Annotated in this window: 15 protein-coding genes; 12 read left to right on the top strand and 3 right to left on the bottom strand. The window is 72.1% G+C overall.

What is annotated here, in order from left to right; all coding sequences use genetic code 11:
- The first annotated feature begins 25 nt into the window (after window positions 1–25).
- Window positions 26–625, top strand: coding sequence for a recombination mediator RecR (recR, locus tag ACFXGI_RS08650; protein ID WP_384704719.1), 600 nt, complete (start codon window positions 26–28; stop codon window positions 623–625).
- On the top strand, window positions 618–1,292 hold the full coding sequence (locus tag ACFXGI_RS08645; protein WP_384704718.1) for a DUF5063 domain-containing protein: 675 nt from the start codon (window positions 618–620) through the stop codon (window positions 1,290–1,292). Before recR ends, ACFXGI_RS08645 begins: the two co-directional genes overlap by 8 nt.
- Window positions 1,293–1,366: 74 nt before the next feature.
- Here ACFXGI_RS08645 and ACFXGI_RS08640 read toward each other — a convergent pair whose 3' ends face one another.
- Window positions 1,367–2,281: a hypothetical protein gene (locus tag ACFXGI_RS08640; protein ID WP_384704717.1), complete on the bottom strand. Its 915-nt coding sequence runs from the start codon at window positions 2,279–2,281 to the stop codon at window positions 1,367–1,369.
- A gap of 243 nt (window positions 2,282–2,524) precedes the next feature.
- On the opposite strand from ACFXGI_RS08640, the gene ACFXGI_RS08635 reads away from it, so the two are divergent.
- From ACFXGI_RS08635 to ACFXGI_RS08620, 4 genes are all read left to right on the top strand, one after another.
- Entirely contained in the window at window positions 2,525–3,799 is a 1,275-nt protein-coding gene (locus tag ACFXGI_RS08635) for an aspartate kinase (protein WP_384704716.1), read from the top strand.
- Window positions 3,796–4,872: an aspartate-semialdehyde dehydrogenase gene (locus tag ACFXGI_RS08630; protein ID WP_384704715.1), complete on the top strand. Its 1,077-nt coding sequence runs from the start codon at window positions 3,796–3,798 to the stop codon at window positions 4,870–4,872. The genes ACFXGI_RS08635 and ACFXGI_RS08630 overlap by 4 nt, the downstream gene beginning before the upstream one ends.
- A gap of 169 nt (window positions 4,873–5,041) precedes the next feature.
- A complete protein-coding gene (locus tag ACFXGI_RS08625; protein WP_384704714.1) occupies window positions 5,042–5,818 on the top strand; it encodes a SigE family RNA polymerase sigma factor in 777 nt (258 codons plus the stop codon).
- Entirely contained in the window at window positions 5,815–6,903 is a 1,089-nt protein-coding gene (locus ACFXGI_RS08620; protein ID WP_384704713.1) for a hypothetical protein, read from the top strand. The genes ACFXGI_RS08625 and ACFXGI_RS08620 overlap by 4 nt, the downstream gene beginning before the upstream one ends.
- On the opposite strand, the gene ACFXGI_RS08615 is transcribed toward ACFXGI_RS08620, so the two are convergent.
- Window positions 6,875–7,744, bottom strand: a complete 870-nt coding sequence (locus tag ACFXGI_RS08615) for an SURF1 family protein (protein ID WP_384704712.1) — start codon at window positions 7,742–7,744, stop codon at window positions 6,875–6,877. The genes ACFXGI_RS08620 and ACFXGI_RS08615 overlap by 29 nt on opposite strands.
- A 55-nt stretch (window positions 7,745–7,799) precedes the next feature.
- On the bottom strand, window positions 7,800–9,593 hold the full coding sequence (locus ACFXGI_RS08610; RefSeq protein ID WP_384704711.1) for a prolyl oligopeptidase family serine peptidase: 1,794 nt from the start codon (window positions 9,591–9,593) through the stop codon (window positions 7,800–7,802).
- Window positions 9,594–9,700: 107 nt separating this feature from the next.
- On the opposite strand from ACFXGI_RS08610, the gene ACFXGI_RS08605 reads away from it, so the two are divergent.
- The 6 genes from ACFXGI_RS08605 to ACFXGI_RS08580 all read left to right on the top strand — a co-directional run bounded on the left by ACFXGI_RS08605 (window position 9,701) and on the right by ACFXGI_RS08580 (window position 13,921).
- A complete protein-coding gene (locus tag ACFXGI_RS08605; protein ID WP_384704710.1) occupies window positions 9,701–9,868 on the top strand; it encodes a hypothetical protein in 168 nt (55 codons plus the stop codon).
- 93 nt (window positions 9,869–9,961) lie between these two features.
- Window positions 9,962–10,195 carry a hypothetical protein gene (locus ACFXGI_RS08600; protein ID WP_384704709.1) on the top strand — a complete coding sequence of 78 codons (234 nt, stop codon included), beginning with the start codon at window positions 9,962–9,964 and terminating at the stop codon, window positions 10,193–10,195.
- Between the two features lie 9 nt (window positions 10,196–10,204).
- Window positions 10,205–11,500 (top strand): cytosine deaminase, encoded by a 1,296-nt coding sequence (codA, locus tag ACFXGI_RS08595; RefSeq protein ID WP_384704708.1) that lies wholly within the window; start codon window positions 10,205–10,207, stop codon window positions 11,498–11,500.
- 109 nt (window positions 11,501–11,609) lie between these two features.
- Window positions 11,610–12,218: a DUF5956 family protein gene (locus ACFXGI_RS08590; RefSeq protein ID WP_384704707.1), complete on the top strand. Its 609-nt coding sequence runs from the start codon at window positions 11,610–11,612 to the stop codon at window positions 12,216–12,218.
- A 582-nt stretch (window positions 12,219–12,800) separates the two neighbouring features.
- Entirely contained in the window at window positions 12,801–13,583 is a 783-nt protein-coding gene (locus ACFXGI_RS08585; RefSeq protein WP_384704706.1) for a hypothetical protein, read from the top strand.
- A complete protein-coding gene (locus ACFXGI_RS08580; protein ID WP_384704705.1) occupies window positions 13,583–13,921 on the top strand; it encodes a PqqD family protein in 339 nt (112 codons plus the stop codon). Before ACFXGI_RS08585 ends, ACFXGI_RS08580 begins: the two co-directional genes overlap by 1 nt.
- Window positions 13,922–13,971: the final 50 nt, after the last annotated feature.

Here is a 13,971-nt window from a genome sequence, read left to right as displayed (position 1 = left end):
ATCCACGATCGAAAGAAGGCAGTCCGTGTACGAAGGCGTGGTCCAGGACCTGATCGACGAACTGGGCAGGCTGCCCGGCGTCGGGCCCAAGAGCGCGCAGCGGATCGCCTTCCACATCCTGCAGGCCGAGCCCACCGACGTCCGCCGCCTCGCGCACACGCTGCTGGAGGTCAAGGACAAGGTCCGGTTCTGCGCGGTGTGCGGGAACGTGGCGCAGGAGGAGCGGTGCAACATCTGCCGCGACCCGCGCCGCGACACCACGGTCATCTGTGTGGTGGAGGAGTCGAAGGACGTCGTCGCGATCGAGCGGACCCGCGAGTTCCGGGGCCGGTACCACGTCCTCGGCGGCGCCATCAGCCCGATCGAGGGCGTCGGCCCGGACGACCTGCGCATCCGCGAGCTGCTGGCGCGCCTCGCGGACGGCGAGGTGACCGAGCTGATCCTCGCCACCGACCCGAACCTGGAGGGCGAGGCGACCGCCACGTACCTCGCCCGCATGATCAAGCCCATGGGCCTGAAGGTCACCCGTCTGGCCAGCGGGCTCCCCGTCGGGGGAGATCTGGAGTACGCGGACGAGGTCACGCTCGGGCGGGCCTTTGAAGGAAGGCGACTTCTCGATGTCTGACGCAACGCTGCACGCCCTGGGCCAGGATCCGGACGACTTCGCCGTCCAGATCGCGGACCAGATCGAGTCCTTCATCGTCGCGGTCACCGAGGTGGCCAAGGGCGAGGACCCGGACAGCGCGGTGCCCTTCCTCCTCCTGGAGGTGTCCCAGCTGCTGCTGGCGGGCGGCCGGCTGGGCGCGTACCAGGACGTCCTGCCCGACGAGCGCTACGAGCCCGACCTCGGCCCGGAGCCGGACGTGGACGAGCTGCGCGAGCGGTTCGCGTACATGCTGGAGCCGGTCGACGTGTACTCGGAGGTCTTCGACCCCTACGAGCCGCGCAAGGCCCCGGTCGCGCACCGGATCTCCGACGACCTGGCCGACGTGGTGGCGGACCTGCGGCACGGGCTGGCCCACTACCGGGAGGGCCGGACCACCGAGGCGCTGTGGTGGTGGCAGTTCTCGTACTTCACCAACTGGGGTCCGACGGCCTCGGCGACCCTGCGCGCCCTGCAGTCGCTGGTGGCCCACGTACGGCTGGATCAGCCGCTGGAGGCCCTGGACGGCCTGGACACCGACGAGGACCTGGCCGAGGAGGAGCTGGCCGAGCAGGCCGGGCGGGTGATGGCCGAGGAGCTCGGCACCATCGGCCGGGCCACGGCCGGCCGGCCGGTCGGCGGGGCGTAGCGAACGGCCGAGCGGCCCGCCCGGCTGAGGTGGCGGGCGGACCGCTCAGGTGTGTTGCGGGGGCTCGGGGCGACTCAGGAGCACGTCAGCTTGAACGCCGCCTCGTTGGACTTCATGAGGACGTTGGGCTTCAGGATCTCGATCTTCTCCCAGCCGTCCACGACGGTGCCGGCCGGGTGGGGTCCCCTGGACCACGTGGTGGTGACCGACTTGGCTCCCGCGGCGTCGAAGTTGACGATCTCGGGCTGTCCGATGGCGCCGTCGCTCCGGGTCCACCGGTAGATGACCTGCCCCGGACCCGTGGACGTGAGGGTCCCGTTGAAGGTGATCGTCGTGGGCGGGTCGCATTTCACCGAGCCGCTGATCGGCGTGGCCACGGCGGTCACCGAGGCGATCTGCGCCGCCGGCGTGTTGGGGTCCTGCGGCTTCGTCCCGGTCCCGCAGAAGGCCTTGAGGGCCTCCGCAGAGCCGTCGTTGTAGCCCTTCTCGTAGTTCGGGTCGACCGCGGCCAGGCCGGGTGCCTTCGGCTTGGTCTCGCAGCTGGCCTTCGTCGAGTCGAATCCGGCCTTGCGGCCCGCGGCGTACTGCTCCTCGGGCGTCTTGGCCTTGCCCGTGTCGGTGCCCGTGTCGCCGGCCGGCTTCGCCGGTGAGGTGCACTTCACCGCGGCACCCTGGCCCGGGGCGGCGCTGTACTGGCCGTACGGCAGGTTCTTGGCTCGGAAGTTCCCCGACTTCGAGACCCCGGCCGTCCTGCTCTGGCCGGTGTCGGACGTGACGGTGACCTTGCCGGTCCCGCTGAACCCGGAGCCCGTGAGCGTGTAGCGGGCGTGGCTGTCCGATTTGCCCCCGCTCTTCTGGAGGGTGCACCGGCCGCCGCTGGGCGCGGCGGCCGTTCCCGCCGTGGTCCCCAGGGCGGCCGCGGCCGGGGCGAGGGCCACGGAAGAGGCCAGCAGGGTGGCCAGGAGCGTGATGCGACGCGTGCGGTTCATCTTCTTTCCTCTTCTTTCCTCCTGTCGGAAAGAGAACCGGGACAGGGTGGACGGGCAGGAGAACCCTTGCGTGGCATGCCGCAGATCACTTTACGCCGGACGGGCCCACCGGCCATGCGGCGGCGCCCCCGACATGATCACGGGGTGAACCGAATGTCTCATGATGTGGTACGCGTCGGCCGCATCGCGGTCGCTCGTTAGACTGGCCCGCGACCGCAGTACTGGATTGAGCGAGGAGCGCACGTGGGCCTTGTCGTGCAGAAGTACGGAGGCTCCTCCGTAGCCGATGCCGAGGGCATCAAGCGCGTCGCCAAGCGGATCGTGGATGCCAAGAAGAACGGCCACCAGGTGGTCGTCGTGGTTTCCGCGATGGGCGACACGACGGACGAGCTGATCGATCTCGCCGAACAGGTATCCCCGATGCCTGCCGGGCGTGAATTCGACATGCTGCTGACCGCCGGAGAGCGGATCGCCATGGCCCTGCTGGCCATGGCGATCAAAAACCTGGGCCACGAGGCCCAGTCGTTCACCGGCAGCCAGGCAGGCGTCATCACCGACTCGGTCCACAACAAAGCGCGCATCATCGATGTCACGCCGGGCCGCATCCGTACCGCGCTGGACGAGGGCAACATCGCCATCGTCGCCGGCTTCCAGGGCGTGTCGGCGGACAGCAAGGACATCACCACCCTCGGCCGCGGCGGCTCGGACACGACCGCCGTCGCGCTCGCCGCGGCGCTGGACGCCGAGGTCTGCGAGATCTACACCGATGTCGACGGCGTCTTCACCGCGGACCCCCGCGTCGTGAAGAAGGCCCGGAAGATCGACTGGATCTCCTCCGAGGACATGCTGGAGCTCGCCGCCTCCGGTTCCAAGGTGCTGCTGCACCGCTGTGTCGAGTACGCACGCCGATACAACATCCCGATCCACGTCCGCTCGTCCTTCTCGGGACTGCCGGGCACCTGGGTCAGCAACGAGAATCCGCAAGGGGACGCGAAGGTGGAGCACGCCATCATCTCCGGAGTCGCTCACGACGTCTCCGAAGCCAAGATCACGGTCGTCGGCGTACCGGACAAGCCGGGCGAGGCCGCGGCGATCTTCCGCGCCATCGCGGACGCCGAGATCAACATCGACATGATCGTGCAGAACGTGTCCGCCGCGTCCACGGGCCTGACGGACATCTCCTTCACCCTCCCCAAGACCGAGGGCCACAAGGCCATCGACGCGCTGGAGAAGGCCAAGGGCGCCATCGGCTTCGAGTCCCTGCGCTACGACGACCAGATCGGCAAGATCTCCCTGGTCGGCGCGGGCATGAAGACGAACCCGGGCGTCACCGCCTCCTTCTTCCAGGCGCTGTCCGACGCGGGCGTCAACATCGAGCTGATCTCGACCTCCGAGATCCGCATCTCGGTCGTGACCCGCCAGGACGACGTCAACGAGGCCGTCCGCGCCGTGCACACGGCCTTCGGCCTCGACTCCGACAGCGACGAGGCCGTGGTCTACGGAGGCACCGGACGATGACGGAGACCCGGTCGACCCCGGCTCCGGCGCTCGCCGTGGTCGGGGCGACCGGAGCAGTCGGCTCCGTCGTGCTCCAGATCCTGTCCCAGCGTGCGGACGTCTGGGGCGAGATACGCCTGATCGCCTCCGGGCGCTCGGCCGGCCGCGTGCTGGCCGTGCGCGGGCAGGAGAGCGAGGTGCTCGCCCTCACCGAGGACGCCTTCGAGGGCATCGGGCAGGGCGATGTGGTGCTGTTCCTGACCCCGGCCGAGATCTCGGCCCGCTGGGCTCCGGTCGTCGTCACGCGCGGGGCCGTCGCCGTCGACCAGTCCGCGGCCTTCCGCGAGGACCCCGAGGTGCCGCTGGTGGTGCCCGAGGTCAACGCGCAGGCCGTACGGATGCGGCCGCGCGGGATCGTCGCGAGCCCGGACTGCGTAACCGCCGCGATGATCGCGGCCCTGGGCGCGCTGCACGCCGAGTACGGACTGGCCGATCTGACCGTCTCCTCGTACCAGGCCGCGAGCGCGGCCGGGCGGGCCGGCTCCGACACCCTGCGCCGCCAGCTGTCGCTGGTCGCCGGGACCTCGCTGGGCGAGCAGACCGGGGACGTGCGCCGCGCCGTCGGCGAGGACGCCGGCCCCTTCGCGGCCCCGCTCGCCCTCAACGTCGTGCCGTGGTCCGGCGAACTGCGCGAGGGCGGCTGGTCCTCGCACGAGCTGGCCGTACGGGCGCAGACCCGCCGGGTCCTGCACCTGGACGCGCTCCCGGTGGCGGTGACCTGCGTACAGGTGCCCGTGCTGACCGGCCATTCGCTGAGCGTACGGGCACGGTTCGAGGCCGAGGTGGACGCCGCGCACGCCCGGGAGATCCTGGAGGCCGCGCCCGGCGTGGTCGTGGTGGACGACCCGGCGGCCGGGGAGTTCCCGACTCCGGTGGACGCCGCGGGGACGGATCCGGCGTGGGTGGGGCGGATGCGGGCCTCGCTCGACGATCCGCGCTCGCTGGAGTTCTTCGTGTGCGCGGACAATCTCCGCAACGGGGCCGCCCTGAACGCCACTCAGATCGCGGAACTGATCGCTGGTGAATTCGCGTAATTCACTTTGTAGGATCAGAGCTGATCCCTTGATCAAGGTGATGGCCTGACTGCCGCCTGGACGGGCGGGGCAATCAGGAAGAGCGGGTGCGCATGAGGGCTATGGGGATTTTGCTGGTGAGGCGGCCTCACGCGTACAACCCTGGTGGGGGGACGCGTGTCCAACTGGCGTGGCAGAGGCACTTCTCGACTTCGCCGTCGTTCCGGCGCGCAGCACACTCGGTGTGCCGCGCCGGCCTTCCCGCACGCCCGCGGCCGGCGGGTTCCCCGTGATCGTTCCCGTTCCGGCGGGCGCAGCGCCGATCACCGTGCCCTCCGCCGTACCGACCCGGGGCGGCCGCGTGCCCGCGCCCCGCGATAGCGCGGAGGCCGCGGGGAACGGGGAGGAGGCGACCGCCCAGTCCACCGGTGCCGCGCCCGCTGCCGCTGCCGCCGAGCCGGTCGTCGTCGCCGGCACCACGGTCGACCACCTCACCGAGACCTACCAGGCCCACTACCGCTCGCTGCTCGGTCTGGCGGCGCTGCTCCTCGACGACACCGCCTCCTGCGAGGACGTCGTCCAGGAGGCGTTCATCCGGGTCCACTCGGCGCGCAACCGGGTTCGCGATCGGGACAAGACACTGGCGTATCTGCGCCAGACCGTCGTCAACCTCTCGCGCTCCGCGCTGCGCCGCCGCATCCTCGGCCTCAAGCTGCTCTCCAAGCCGATGCCGGACATGGCCAGTGCCGAAGAGGGCGCGTACGACCAGCTGGAACGGGACGATCTCATCAAGGCGATGCGCGGGCTCCAGCGGCGTCAGCGCGAGGTGCTGGTGCTGCGGTACTTCGCGGACATGACGGAGGCCCAGGTCGCCGAGACGCTCGGCGTCTCGCTCGGCTCGGTCAAGGCGTACGGATCGCGGGGCATTGCCGCGCTGCGGGTGGCGATGGAGGCTGCGCAGTCATGATGGACGACCACACCCCGCCGGACGGGGCGGGCGAGGAACAGGCGCTGCGGAGCCTGCTGCGCGGAGCCGTCGAGGGCCTGGAGCCCTCCGCGGGGGCGCTGGAGCGGCTGCAGTACGCGGTCCCCGTACGCCGGACCCGCAAGCGGCAGGCCGTCATCGGGGCGGTTGCGGCCGTGCTGCTCGCCGGGACGGCCGTCCCGGCGGCCCTGCACCTGCACATCACCGGCGGCGAGGGCTCCGCCGCCGACCGCTCCGCGATGGCCGGGCACGGCGAGCAGCCGGGGACGGCGGCCGGCGGCGGCACCTCCGATCCGCACCAGGACGGCGCGGGCGCGCGGCCCCAGCCCGGCAAGGCCGCCGGCAAGGACGCGGAGACCGGCGGCGGCGCGCGGCCCGACCCGCAGGAGGGCGGGGCCCCGACCGGCGGCGGTACGGCCGGCCCGGACACCGCGGGCGCCGCGGCGGGTGCCTCGGCCGGCACCGGCCCGCAGCCCCCGGTGGGCGCGGCGCCCGGCCTGCCCGGGTGCAGCGCGGAGCAGCTCGGGGTGCAGGGCAGCGCCAGGGCCCCGGAGGCCGACGGCAAGGTGTACGGCAGTTTCAAGGTCACCAACGTCTCGGCGCGCGGCTGCACGGTCGTCGGCCCGGACACCGTGACGGCGGCCTCGGTGTCGGCGCCCGGCCAGGCCTCGGGGGTCACCGTGGTCGGCCACACGGCGGGGGACCCGGCGGCCGGCCTCCCCGACCCCTCGGCGGAGACGCCGCTGCTGCTGCTCCAGCCGTACACGGCGTACGAGGTGCGCTTCGCCTGGGTGCCCTCCGCGCAGTCCTGCCCGGCGGCCACGCCCGATCCGGTGACCAAGCCCCCGGTCAGCGCCCCGGACGGCGGGCAGGGCGCGGCGGCCCACGCCACGGGCCAGGAGCCGGACACGGGTGCCAAGGCCCCGGAGCCGGCCGGGGTGGAGGTGACGCACACCCCGCACACGGCGCTGCCGGGTGCGCCGACCACGCAGGCGACGATCCCCGCGGCCTGCGGGGGAACGGTCTACCGGACGGGCGTCATTCCGCTGGACGCGCCGAAGCCGTAGCGCCGGTCGTGGCGGGGGCCGTGGCAGTGCCCGGGGCCGGGTCGGTGCCCGGGGCCGCGGCGGCGGGCTCCGGCGACCGGTCGGCGGTCTCCGGCAGCAGCCCCGCCTCGGCATCGCGCAGGGTCTCCACCTCGCGGCGGTAGAGCCGGAACCACATGAACAGCACGAACGCGGCGAAGACGAACCACTCGCCGGTGTAGCCGAGGTTCTGGAAGGCCTTCAGGTCCAGCCCGGTGTTGCTCGGCGCCTGCGCGGGCACCGGGGTCAGTCCGTCCGCCGGGGTCTGCACCGTCAGCCAGGCGTCGTAGAGCTCGTACGGCACGAGGTTGACCAGCGAGGCCGCCCCGATCACCCCGAGCTGCCCGGCCGGCAGCCCGCCCTCGGCGTACACGCCCTTGCTGGTGGCGCTCTCCGATGCCTGGAGCGCGCCCGTCACCTCGACCCGCCCGGTCGGCGCCACCGGGGCCTTCGCCGCGTCGGCGGTGCCCGGCAGCCAGCCCCGGACCACGGGGACGGCCTTGCCGGAGTCGGTCCTGAGCAGGGTCAGGACGTAGAAACCGGTCCTGCCGTCGAGCCGCCGCTCGGGGACGAGCAGCTGCTCGGCGTACTCGCCGGAGGCGGAGGCGAGGCGTCCGGAGGTCTCCTTGTCCACCGGGAGCAGCGACTCCAGCGGCGCGGCGGCCTCGGAGGCGGGTCGTCCGGCGGTCGCCTCCTTGTGGCTGTCGACGCGGTCCTCGAACCGGCCGAGCTGCCAGGTCCCCATGAACAGGCAGACGGGAACGGCGAGCGCGACGAAGACGTTGATCCCCCACCAGCGCGGGGTCAGGAGAAACCGGTGCACCCCACCACCGTACGGGGGGTGCACCGGATCACCGGGGCAGGGGCGGCCGAGGGGCCTACCGCGGCAGGTGCTTCTGCACGAACTCCAGCTCCATCCGGACCTGCCTGATCCGCTCCTCCACGACGAGCGAGCCGTGTCCGGCGTCGTACCGGTACACCTCGTGCACCGCACCGCGCGCCGCAAGCCGCTCCACGTAGTTCTCGATCTGCCGGATCGGGCAGCGCGGGTCGTTGAGGCCGGCCGCGATGTGGACGGGGGCCTTCACCGCGTCCACGTACGTGAGCGGGGAGGACGCCGCGAAGCGGTCCGGGACCTCCTCCGGCGTACCGCCGAAGAGGGTGCGGTCCAGGGACTTCAGCGCCTCCATCTCGTCGTGGTACGCCGTCACGTAGTCCGCGACGGGTACGGCGGCCAGGCCCACGGCCCAGGCCTCGGGCTGCGTGCCGAGGCCCAGCAGGGCCAGGTACCCGCCCCAGGAACCGCCGGAGAGCACGAGGCGCGCCGGGTCGGCGAGGCCGGAGGCCACCGCCCACTCCCGGACGGCCGCGATGTCCTCCAGCTCGATCAGGCCGACACGGTGCTTGAGGGCGTCGGTCCACTCGCGGCCGTACCCGGTCGAGCCCCGGTAGTTGACCCGGACCACCGCGAAACCGTGGTCCAGCCAGGCCGCCGGGGTGGCCGCGAAGGCGTCGCTGTCGTGCCAGGTCGGGCCGCCGTGCACCTCGAAGATCGTCGGGAAGGGCCCGTCGCCGCGGCCCACGGGCCGCTGCGCCAGCGCGTGGATCCGCCCGCCGGGGCCCTCCACCCACACGTCCTCCACCGGCACCGAGCCGGGCGGCCGGAACCCGGGAGGGTCCACGACGGTCCCGCCCGCGGTGGACCGTACGGCGGAGGGCTCCGCCGCCGAGGACCACTGGTACTCCACGGTGCCGTCGGGCCGGGCCGTCGCGCCCGAGACCGTGCCGGGCGGGGTCTGCACCCTGACGAGCTCCCGCGCGGCCAGGTCGTAGCGCCAGAGCTCGCTGCGCGCCTCGAAGCCGTGCGCGATCAGCAGCGCGGAGCCGTCCGGATACCACTCGGCGCTGACGTCGCCCGGCAGCTCGATCGCCAGGTCCTGCTCGGCCCCGGTGGCCACGTCCCACACCATCGGTTCCCAGCGGCCGCGCCGCTGGTGGCCGACCAGCAGCCGGGTGTCCCCGGCGACCGGCGCGAAGCCGAGCACCTCCAGGCCCAGCTCCACCGTCCCGCCCCGGGAGTCGTCGAGCTCGGCGACGGCGGCCCCGTCGAGGCCGACCACGCGCAGCGCCGAGTGCATGGCGTCCCCGTGCTCGGTGTGCTCGATCGCGATCAGGGTGCCGTCGTGGGAGAGGTCGCCGACGCCGGCCGACTCCCGGTGCCGGTAGATCACCACGGGCTCGGCGGCGTCCGGCCGCACGACGTGGATGGTGGTGCCGTCCTCGTCGGTGGACCGGCCGACGACGGAGGTCCCGTCCCGGCCGATGGCGAGACCGGCGGGGTACGAGGGCTCCAGCCCGGGGGTGGCCGGTTCGTCGGGGCCGCCCGCGAAGGGCTGGCGCACCCAGGTGCCGAACTCGTCGCCGTCGGTGTCGGAGAACCACCAGATCCACTCCCCGTCGGGGGAGAGGGTCCCGTCGGTGGTCCCGTTGGGCCGGTCGGTGGCCTGCCGCTGGCTGCCGGTGGCCCGGTCCCAGGCGTAGAGCTCGTACGTCCCGGTGGCGTTCGATACGAAGAGCGAGCGGTCCGGAGCGTCCTCGGCCCAGTCGGGCAGCCCGACGCGCGGCGTCCGGAAGCGCTTCTCCCAATCGGGCACGGCCGTGTTGTCAGTCATACCCCCATGTAACCCGATTGGCGCTGTCGAATGGTCGTGGCGGGCGGAAGGGGGCAGCGTGGGCGGGGTCCCACCCAGCCGTATTCCAGTTCCAGTGAGGAGTGATCATGGCGAAGCAGCGCAAGGAACAGACTCACGAGGACCGTCGGTCGTCTGACTCCGGGATGCCGAGCAAGCCGGCGATGCTGGTCGAGGACGTGCGCGAGGCGCAGAAGATGGCCATGCAGGAAGACCGGATGCGCGAGCAGCAGCGCCGCAAGGGCGGGCGCGGCTGACCCTCGCTCCGGATGCCGCCTCCTCCGAACGGCGGGACAGTGGAGGGCGTACGCCCTCTGGTGCGTCCCGATGTGTCCCGAGGAGGAGTGATCATGGCCAAGAAGGCTCGTGCCGGCACGTCACAGGCCGCGGAGCGCGAGCGGGAGCGGGCGAAGAACACGGCGGCCGAGGCACGCGCGAAAGCCGCGGTCAGAGACGTGCAGTCCGTCTCCGCGAAGACGCGGGGCATGCAGCAGAAGGCCCAGGCCAAGCGCGGCTCAGCCAGGCACGCGGTGCAGGACGTCGTGGCCCGCGGTTTCCCCGGAAACCGCGGGCCACGGTCGTAGGGTGGCCGTATGCGGATGATCGTGCGGGGTGCCCGGCTGCTCCATACCGATGGCCTGTCCGACGTGGAGGTCGCCGAGGACGGGCGGATCGCGCGGGTGGTCCCGTACGACGACCAGAAGGAGCCGCCGGCCACCGGCGTGCTGATCGAGGCGCACGGCGGGCTGCTCAGCGTCCCCTTCGTCGAGCCGCACATCCACCTGGACACGGCACTGACCGCCGGGGAGCCCCGCCCGAACGCCTCCGGGACGCTGTGGGAGGGCATCGCCTGCTGGAGCGAGCGCAAGCGGACCCTCACGCGCGAGGACGTCATCGCGCGGGCCACGCGGGTGCTGCGCTGGCAGGCGGCCCAGGGCGTGCTGCACGTGCGGACGCACTGCGACGTCACCGACCCGGCGCTCACCGCGCTGGACGCGCTGCTGGAGGTCCGCGACCGGGTCCGGGACTTCATGACCCTGCAGATCGTCGCGTTCCCGCAGGAGGGCATCGTCTCCTTCCCCGGCGGCGAGGCGCTGCTGCGCGAGGCGGTGGCCCGGGGCGCCGACGTCGTCGGGGCCATCCCGCACTTCGAGGACACCCGCGAGGACGGCGTCGCGTCGCTGGCCGTCGCCTTCGCGGTGGCCGAGGAGCACGGGCTGCGCGTGGACGCCCACTGCGACGAGATCGACGACGAGCAGTCCCGGTTCGTGGAGGTGCTGGCCGCGCTCGCGCTGCGCTCGGGGCTGCGGGAGCGGGCGACGGCCTCGCACACGACGGCGATGGGCTCCTACGGCGGCGCGTACAGCTTCAAACTCCAGCGGCTGCTGTCCCGTTCCGGGATCAACCTGGTCTCCAACCCCCTCGCGAACCTCAATCTCCAGGGCCGCTTCGACGGCTACCCCAAGCGGCGCGGCCTCACGCAGGTCAAGGAGATGCTGGCGGCGGGGGTCAACGTGGCCTTCGGCCACGACGACGTGATGGACCCGTGGAACGCGCTCGGCACCGCGAGCCCCCTGCAGACCGCCCTCGTCGGGCTGTACGCCGCCCAGCTCACGGGGGCGGACGAGATCCCGGTGGCGTTCGAGATGGTGACGGAGCGCGCGGCGCGGGTGCTGGGCCTGACGGAGGCGGAGTACGGGATCTCCGAGGGCGCCCCGGCCTCTTTCGTGCTGCTGCCGGCCGAGAACCCCGCCGAGGCGGTGCGGCGCCAGGTCCGGCCGCGGTACGTGGTCGCGCGGGGGACCGTGCTCGCCGAGACCCCGCCCGCGCCGACCCGGCTGAACTGGCCGGGGGAGCCGCCGACGGAGGTGGACTTCCGCCGCTCGTAGGCGCAACGTCCCGTGCGGCGGCCCATGCCGCGAGCGGCGCGGCGCGGCACGGCGCGGCGCAGGGCGGCGGATCAAGGCCGACCCGTTCGACCGGCGGTAGCCTGCGCGCATGGCGAGGGACTCGTGGGACTCGTGGGACTCGTGGGACGAGGACGGAACACCGCACCCGCTCGCGCTGCGCCGCACCGGCCGCAGTGAGCAGGAGCCGGACCGGCTGCCCGAGGTCCGGGAGCTGGAGGTGCTCGGCTGGGAGCCCGCGCCCGAGGACACGCTGTGGGTGTTCCTCCCGTACGTGTGGCCCCCCGCGGACCGGACCTGGGTCCCGGACCGGTCCACCCACTGGGCGGTGGAGACCCGGCTGGACGGCCACGGGCACATCACCGGCGTGGAGGCGGCCCCACTCGCCGATCCCGATCTGCACGACCTCGACCGGGAGGCCGAGGAGGCGCTGACGGCCCTCGGGCTCCCGCGCCGGCCGCCGGGGCGGCTGTGGCTGCTGCGCCCGCCCGGCTCCCTCCCCACGCTCGGCGCGGTCCTCGACCACCTCCGCGCGCTGGCGCAGGAGCGCGGGGTGGAGGTCCGGCCTTCGGCCGACTTCCTCGCACTGGTCCGCGCCGAACTCGCCTCACCGGCCGCCGAGTCCGAGTCCGAGTCCGAGTCCGGGTCCGCATCCGGGTCCGGGTCCGCATCCGGGTCCGAGTCCGATACCGATAGGTGAGCAACACGTAAGGGCAACACGCCGGTTCACGCCCTTGCGCCGGCGAAGAACCGGCTCCACCTCGGCCTCGCGGTCGGCGAGATTGCAGCCGCGACCCCGGGAAGGCAAATATTTCTTGTCCGCCACCGGCCCGCGGCGGGCTCGCGTATGGCGAGAATCGGTGGTTTGTCCCCGCCCCGGACGTGCCCTCCGAGCGCTGCCGCGTGCGGGAGCGCCGTCCCGCGGCCGCTGCCGGCTCCTCCGCACAACGTGGAATCCCGTGGCTCAACTGGGCCGTACACGCATCCTGATGCTCTCTTTACGGACAGTAAGCCCCTGCATGTAAAGGCCAATTCACGCCACCAGATTGTTCTGGACTCAACTGAAGGTTTGTCAATATGCTGGACCGTGCCGAAGTCCAGTACTTCTGCATGGCCAGCCGATTCTTCGGGTGAGCCGGAAATTGTCCCCGGGGTCGGAGATCACCTTTCCGGGGCGTGCCGCCCGCTCCGACGCCGTGGCGGCGATCCAAGGAGAACCAGAGCGCGCCGTCATCCGATGATCTCGGTCGCGGCGAGCCGAGACGGGGAAGGGTCGTGCCTCATGACGTATGACACCTCCGGGGTAATAGCCGAGCTCAAGGGCCGCAATCTGCTCCCGGACGCGTACGAGACGGTGTTCGCCAGCGGTTCTCTGATCAGAGGCTGGGGCAACCCCACCAGCGACCTCGACGTCCATGTCGTCACCCGCGACCTCTGGACCAGCACGATCGACGAGACCAACCACGTGGCGCTCGAACCGAACACGCTCCGGTACGAGGGCACGTTCGTCGACGGCCGCCGCTGGGACGTCGAGTACTGGACCGCGTCCCAGATCGAGCAGGTCCTCTCGAAGGTCTCCCAGGAGCAGTTCGCCGACGGCCGGGGCACCTGGCGCACCCTGAGCTACCACGAGATCGCCATGCTGGAGCGGCTCCCGTACGCCGCGGCCGCCGACGACGGGGCCTGGCTGGAGCGCACCCGCGAGCGGCTCGCCGCCTCGGCCCACCGCTCGGTGCTGATCGTGAACTCGCTCAAGCAGGCGGACAGCTACACAGAGGACGCGGCCGGCCAGATCGCCCGGGGCGATCTGTACAGCGCGGTCCTCGCGACGAAGAACGCCTTCAACCACTCCGTGGACGCGCTCCAGGCCAGCCTGGGCCAGTTCGGCAGCCTGTGGCCGAAGTGGCGGGCCCGGCGGATGGAGATCCTCGATCCCGCCCTGCTGCCGTTCGAGGCGTACTGGGCCGTCGAGACGATGCGCTCCTTCGATCCGGACCACCCGCGCAAGTGGGTCGAGGAGACCATCGCCGTCTGCCAGCGGATCTCCATGGAGGTGTCGGTCTGATGTCGCTCGACGAGACGCCGCTCGAAAAGACGCCGCTCGACAAGAACGCGCAGGTGGGCCCCGGTTCGGTGGCCTCACTCCCGTTGAACGTGAAGATCCGCAACCATCGCGGTACGACGGTGGTCGGCGGGTACGAGCACTTCTTCGAGCTGACCGCGTCCGCCGCCCACATCTGGCGTCAGATCGACGGGAGGCGCACCGTGAGCGATATCGCCGCGCTGATCGCCCAGGAATACGACATCGATCAGGAATCCGTGGTGCAGGACATCGTCGAGCTCTTCACGGAACTCGCGCGGCACGATGTCGTGAACATCGCCCAGGGTGAATCCCGGGCCTGAATTCCCTCAGGGGCCACCACCCCTCCGCATTTTCCCGTGGGCGAGACATT

The sequence above is a fragment of the Streptomyces sp. NPDC059355 genome (assembly GCF_042752335.1).
GTDB lineage: Bacteria > Actinomycetota > Actinomycetes > Streptomycetales > Streptomycetaceae > Streptomyces.
This window is presented reverse-complemented; position numbering and strand designations above follow the sequence as displayed.

What these genes read in the sequence shown, in the direction of transcription:
- ACFXGI_RS08640 (WP_384704717.1), bottom strand. Translation starts at nt 2,281, where the DNA reads ATGAACCGCACGCGTCGCATCACGCTCCTGGCCACCCTGCTGGCCTCT.
- ACFXGI_RS08600 (WP_384704709.1), top strand. Translation starts at nt 9,962, where the DNA reads ATGGCCAAGAAGGCTCGTGCCGGCACGTCACAGGCCGCGGAGCGCGAG.
- ACFXGI_RS08645 (WP_384704718.1), top strand. Translation starts at nt 618, where the DNA reads ATGTCTGACGCAACGCTGCACGCCCTGGGCCAGGATCCGGACGACTTC.
- codA (WP_384704708.1), top strand. Translation starts at nt 10,205, where the DNA reads ATGCGGATGATCGTGCGGGGTGCCCGGCTGCTCCATACCGATGGCCTG.
- ACFXGI_RS08585 (WP_384704706.1), top strand. Translation starts at nt 12,801, where the DNA reads ATGACGTATGACACCTCCGGGGTAATAGCCGAGCTCAAGGGCCGCAAT.
- ACFXGI_RS08605 (WP_384704710.1), top strand. Translation starts at nt 9,701, where the DNA reads ATGGCGAAGCAGCGCAAGGAACAGACTCACGAGGACCGTCGGTCGTCT.
- ACFXGI_RS08580 (WP_384704705.1), top strand. Translation starts at nt 13,583, where the DNA reads ATGTCGCTCGACGAGACGCCGCTCGAAAAGACGCCGCTCGACAAGAAC.
- ACFXGI_RS08610 (WP_384704711.1), bottom strand. Translation starts at nt 9,593, where the DNA reads ATGACTGACAACACGGCCGTGCCCGATTGGGAGAAGCGCTTCCGGACG.
- ACFXGI_RS08590 (WP_384704707.1), top strand. Translation starts at nt 11,610, where the DNA reads ATGGCGAGGGACTCGTGGGACTCGTGGGACTCGTGGGACGAGGACGGA.
- ACFXGI_RS08630 (WP_384704715.1), top strand. Translation starts at nt 3,796, where the DNA reads ATGACGGAGACCCGGTCGACCCCGGCTCCGGCGCTCGCCGTGGTCGGG.
- ACFXGI_RS08620 (WP_384704713.1), top strand. Translation starts at nt 5,815, where the DNA reads ATGATGGACGACCACACCCCGCCGGACGGGGCGGGCGAGGAACAGGCG.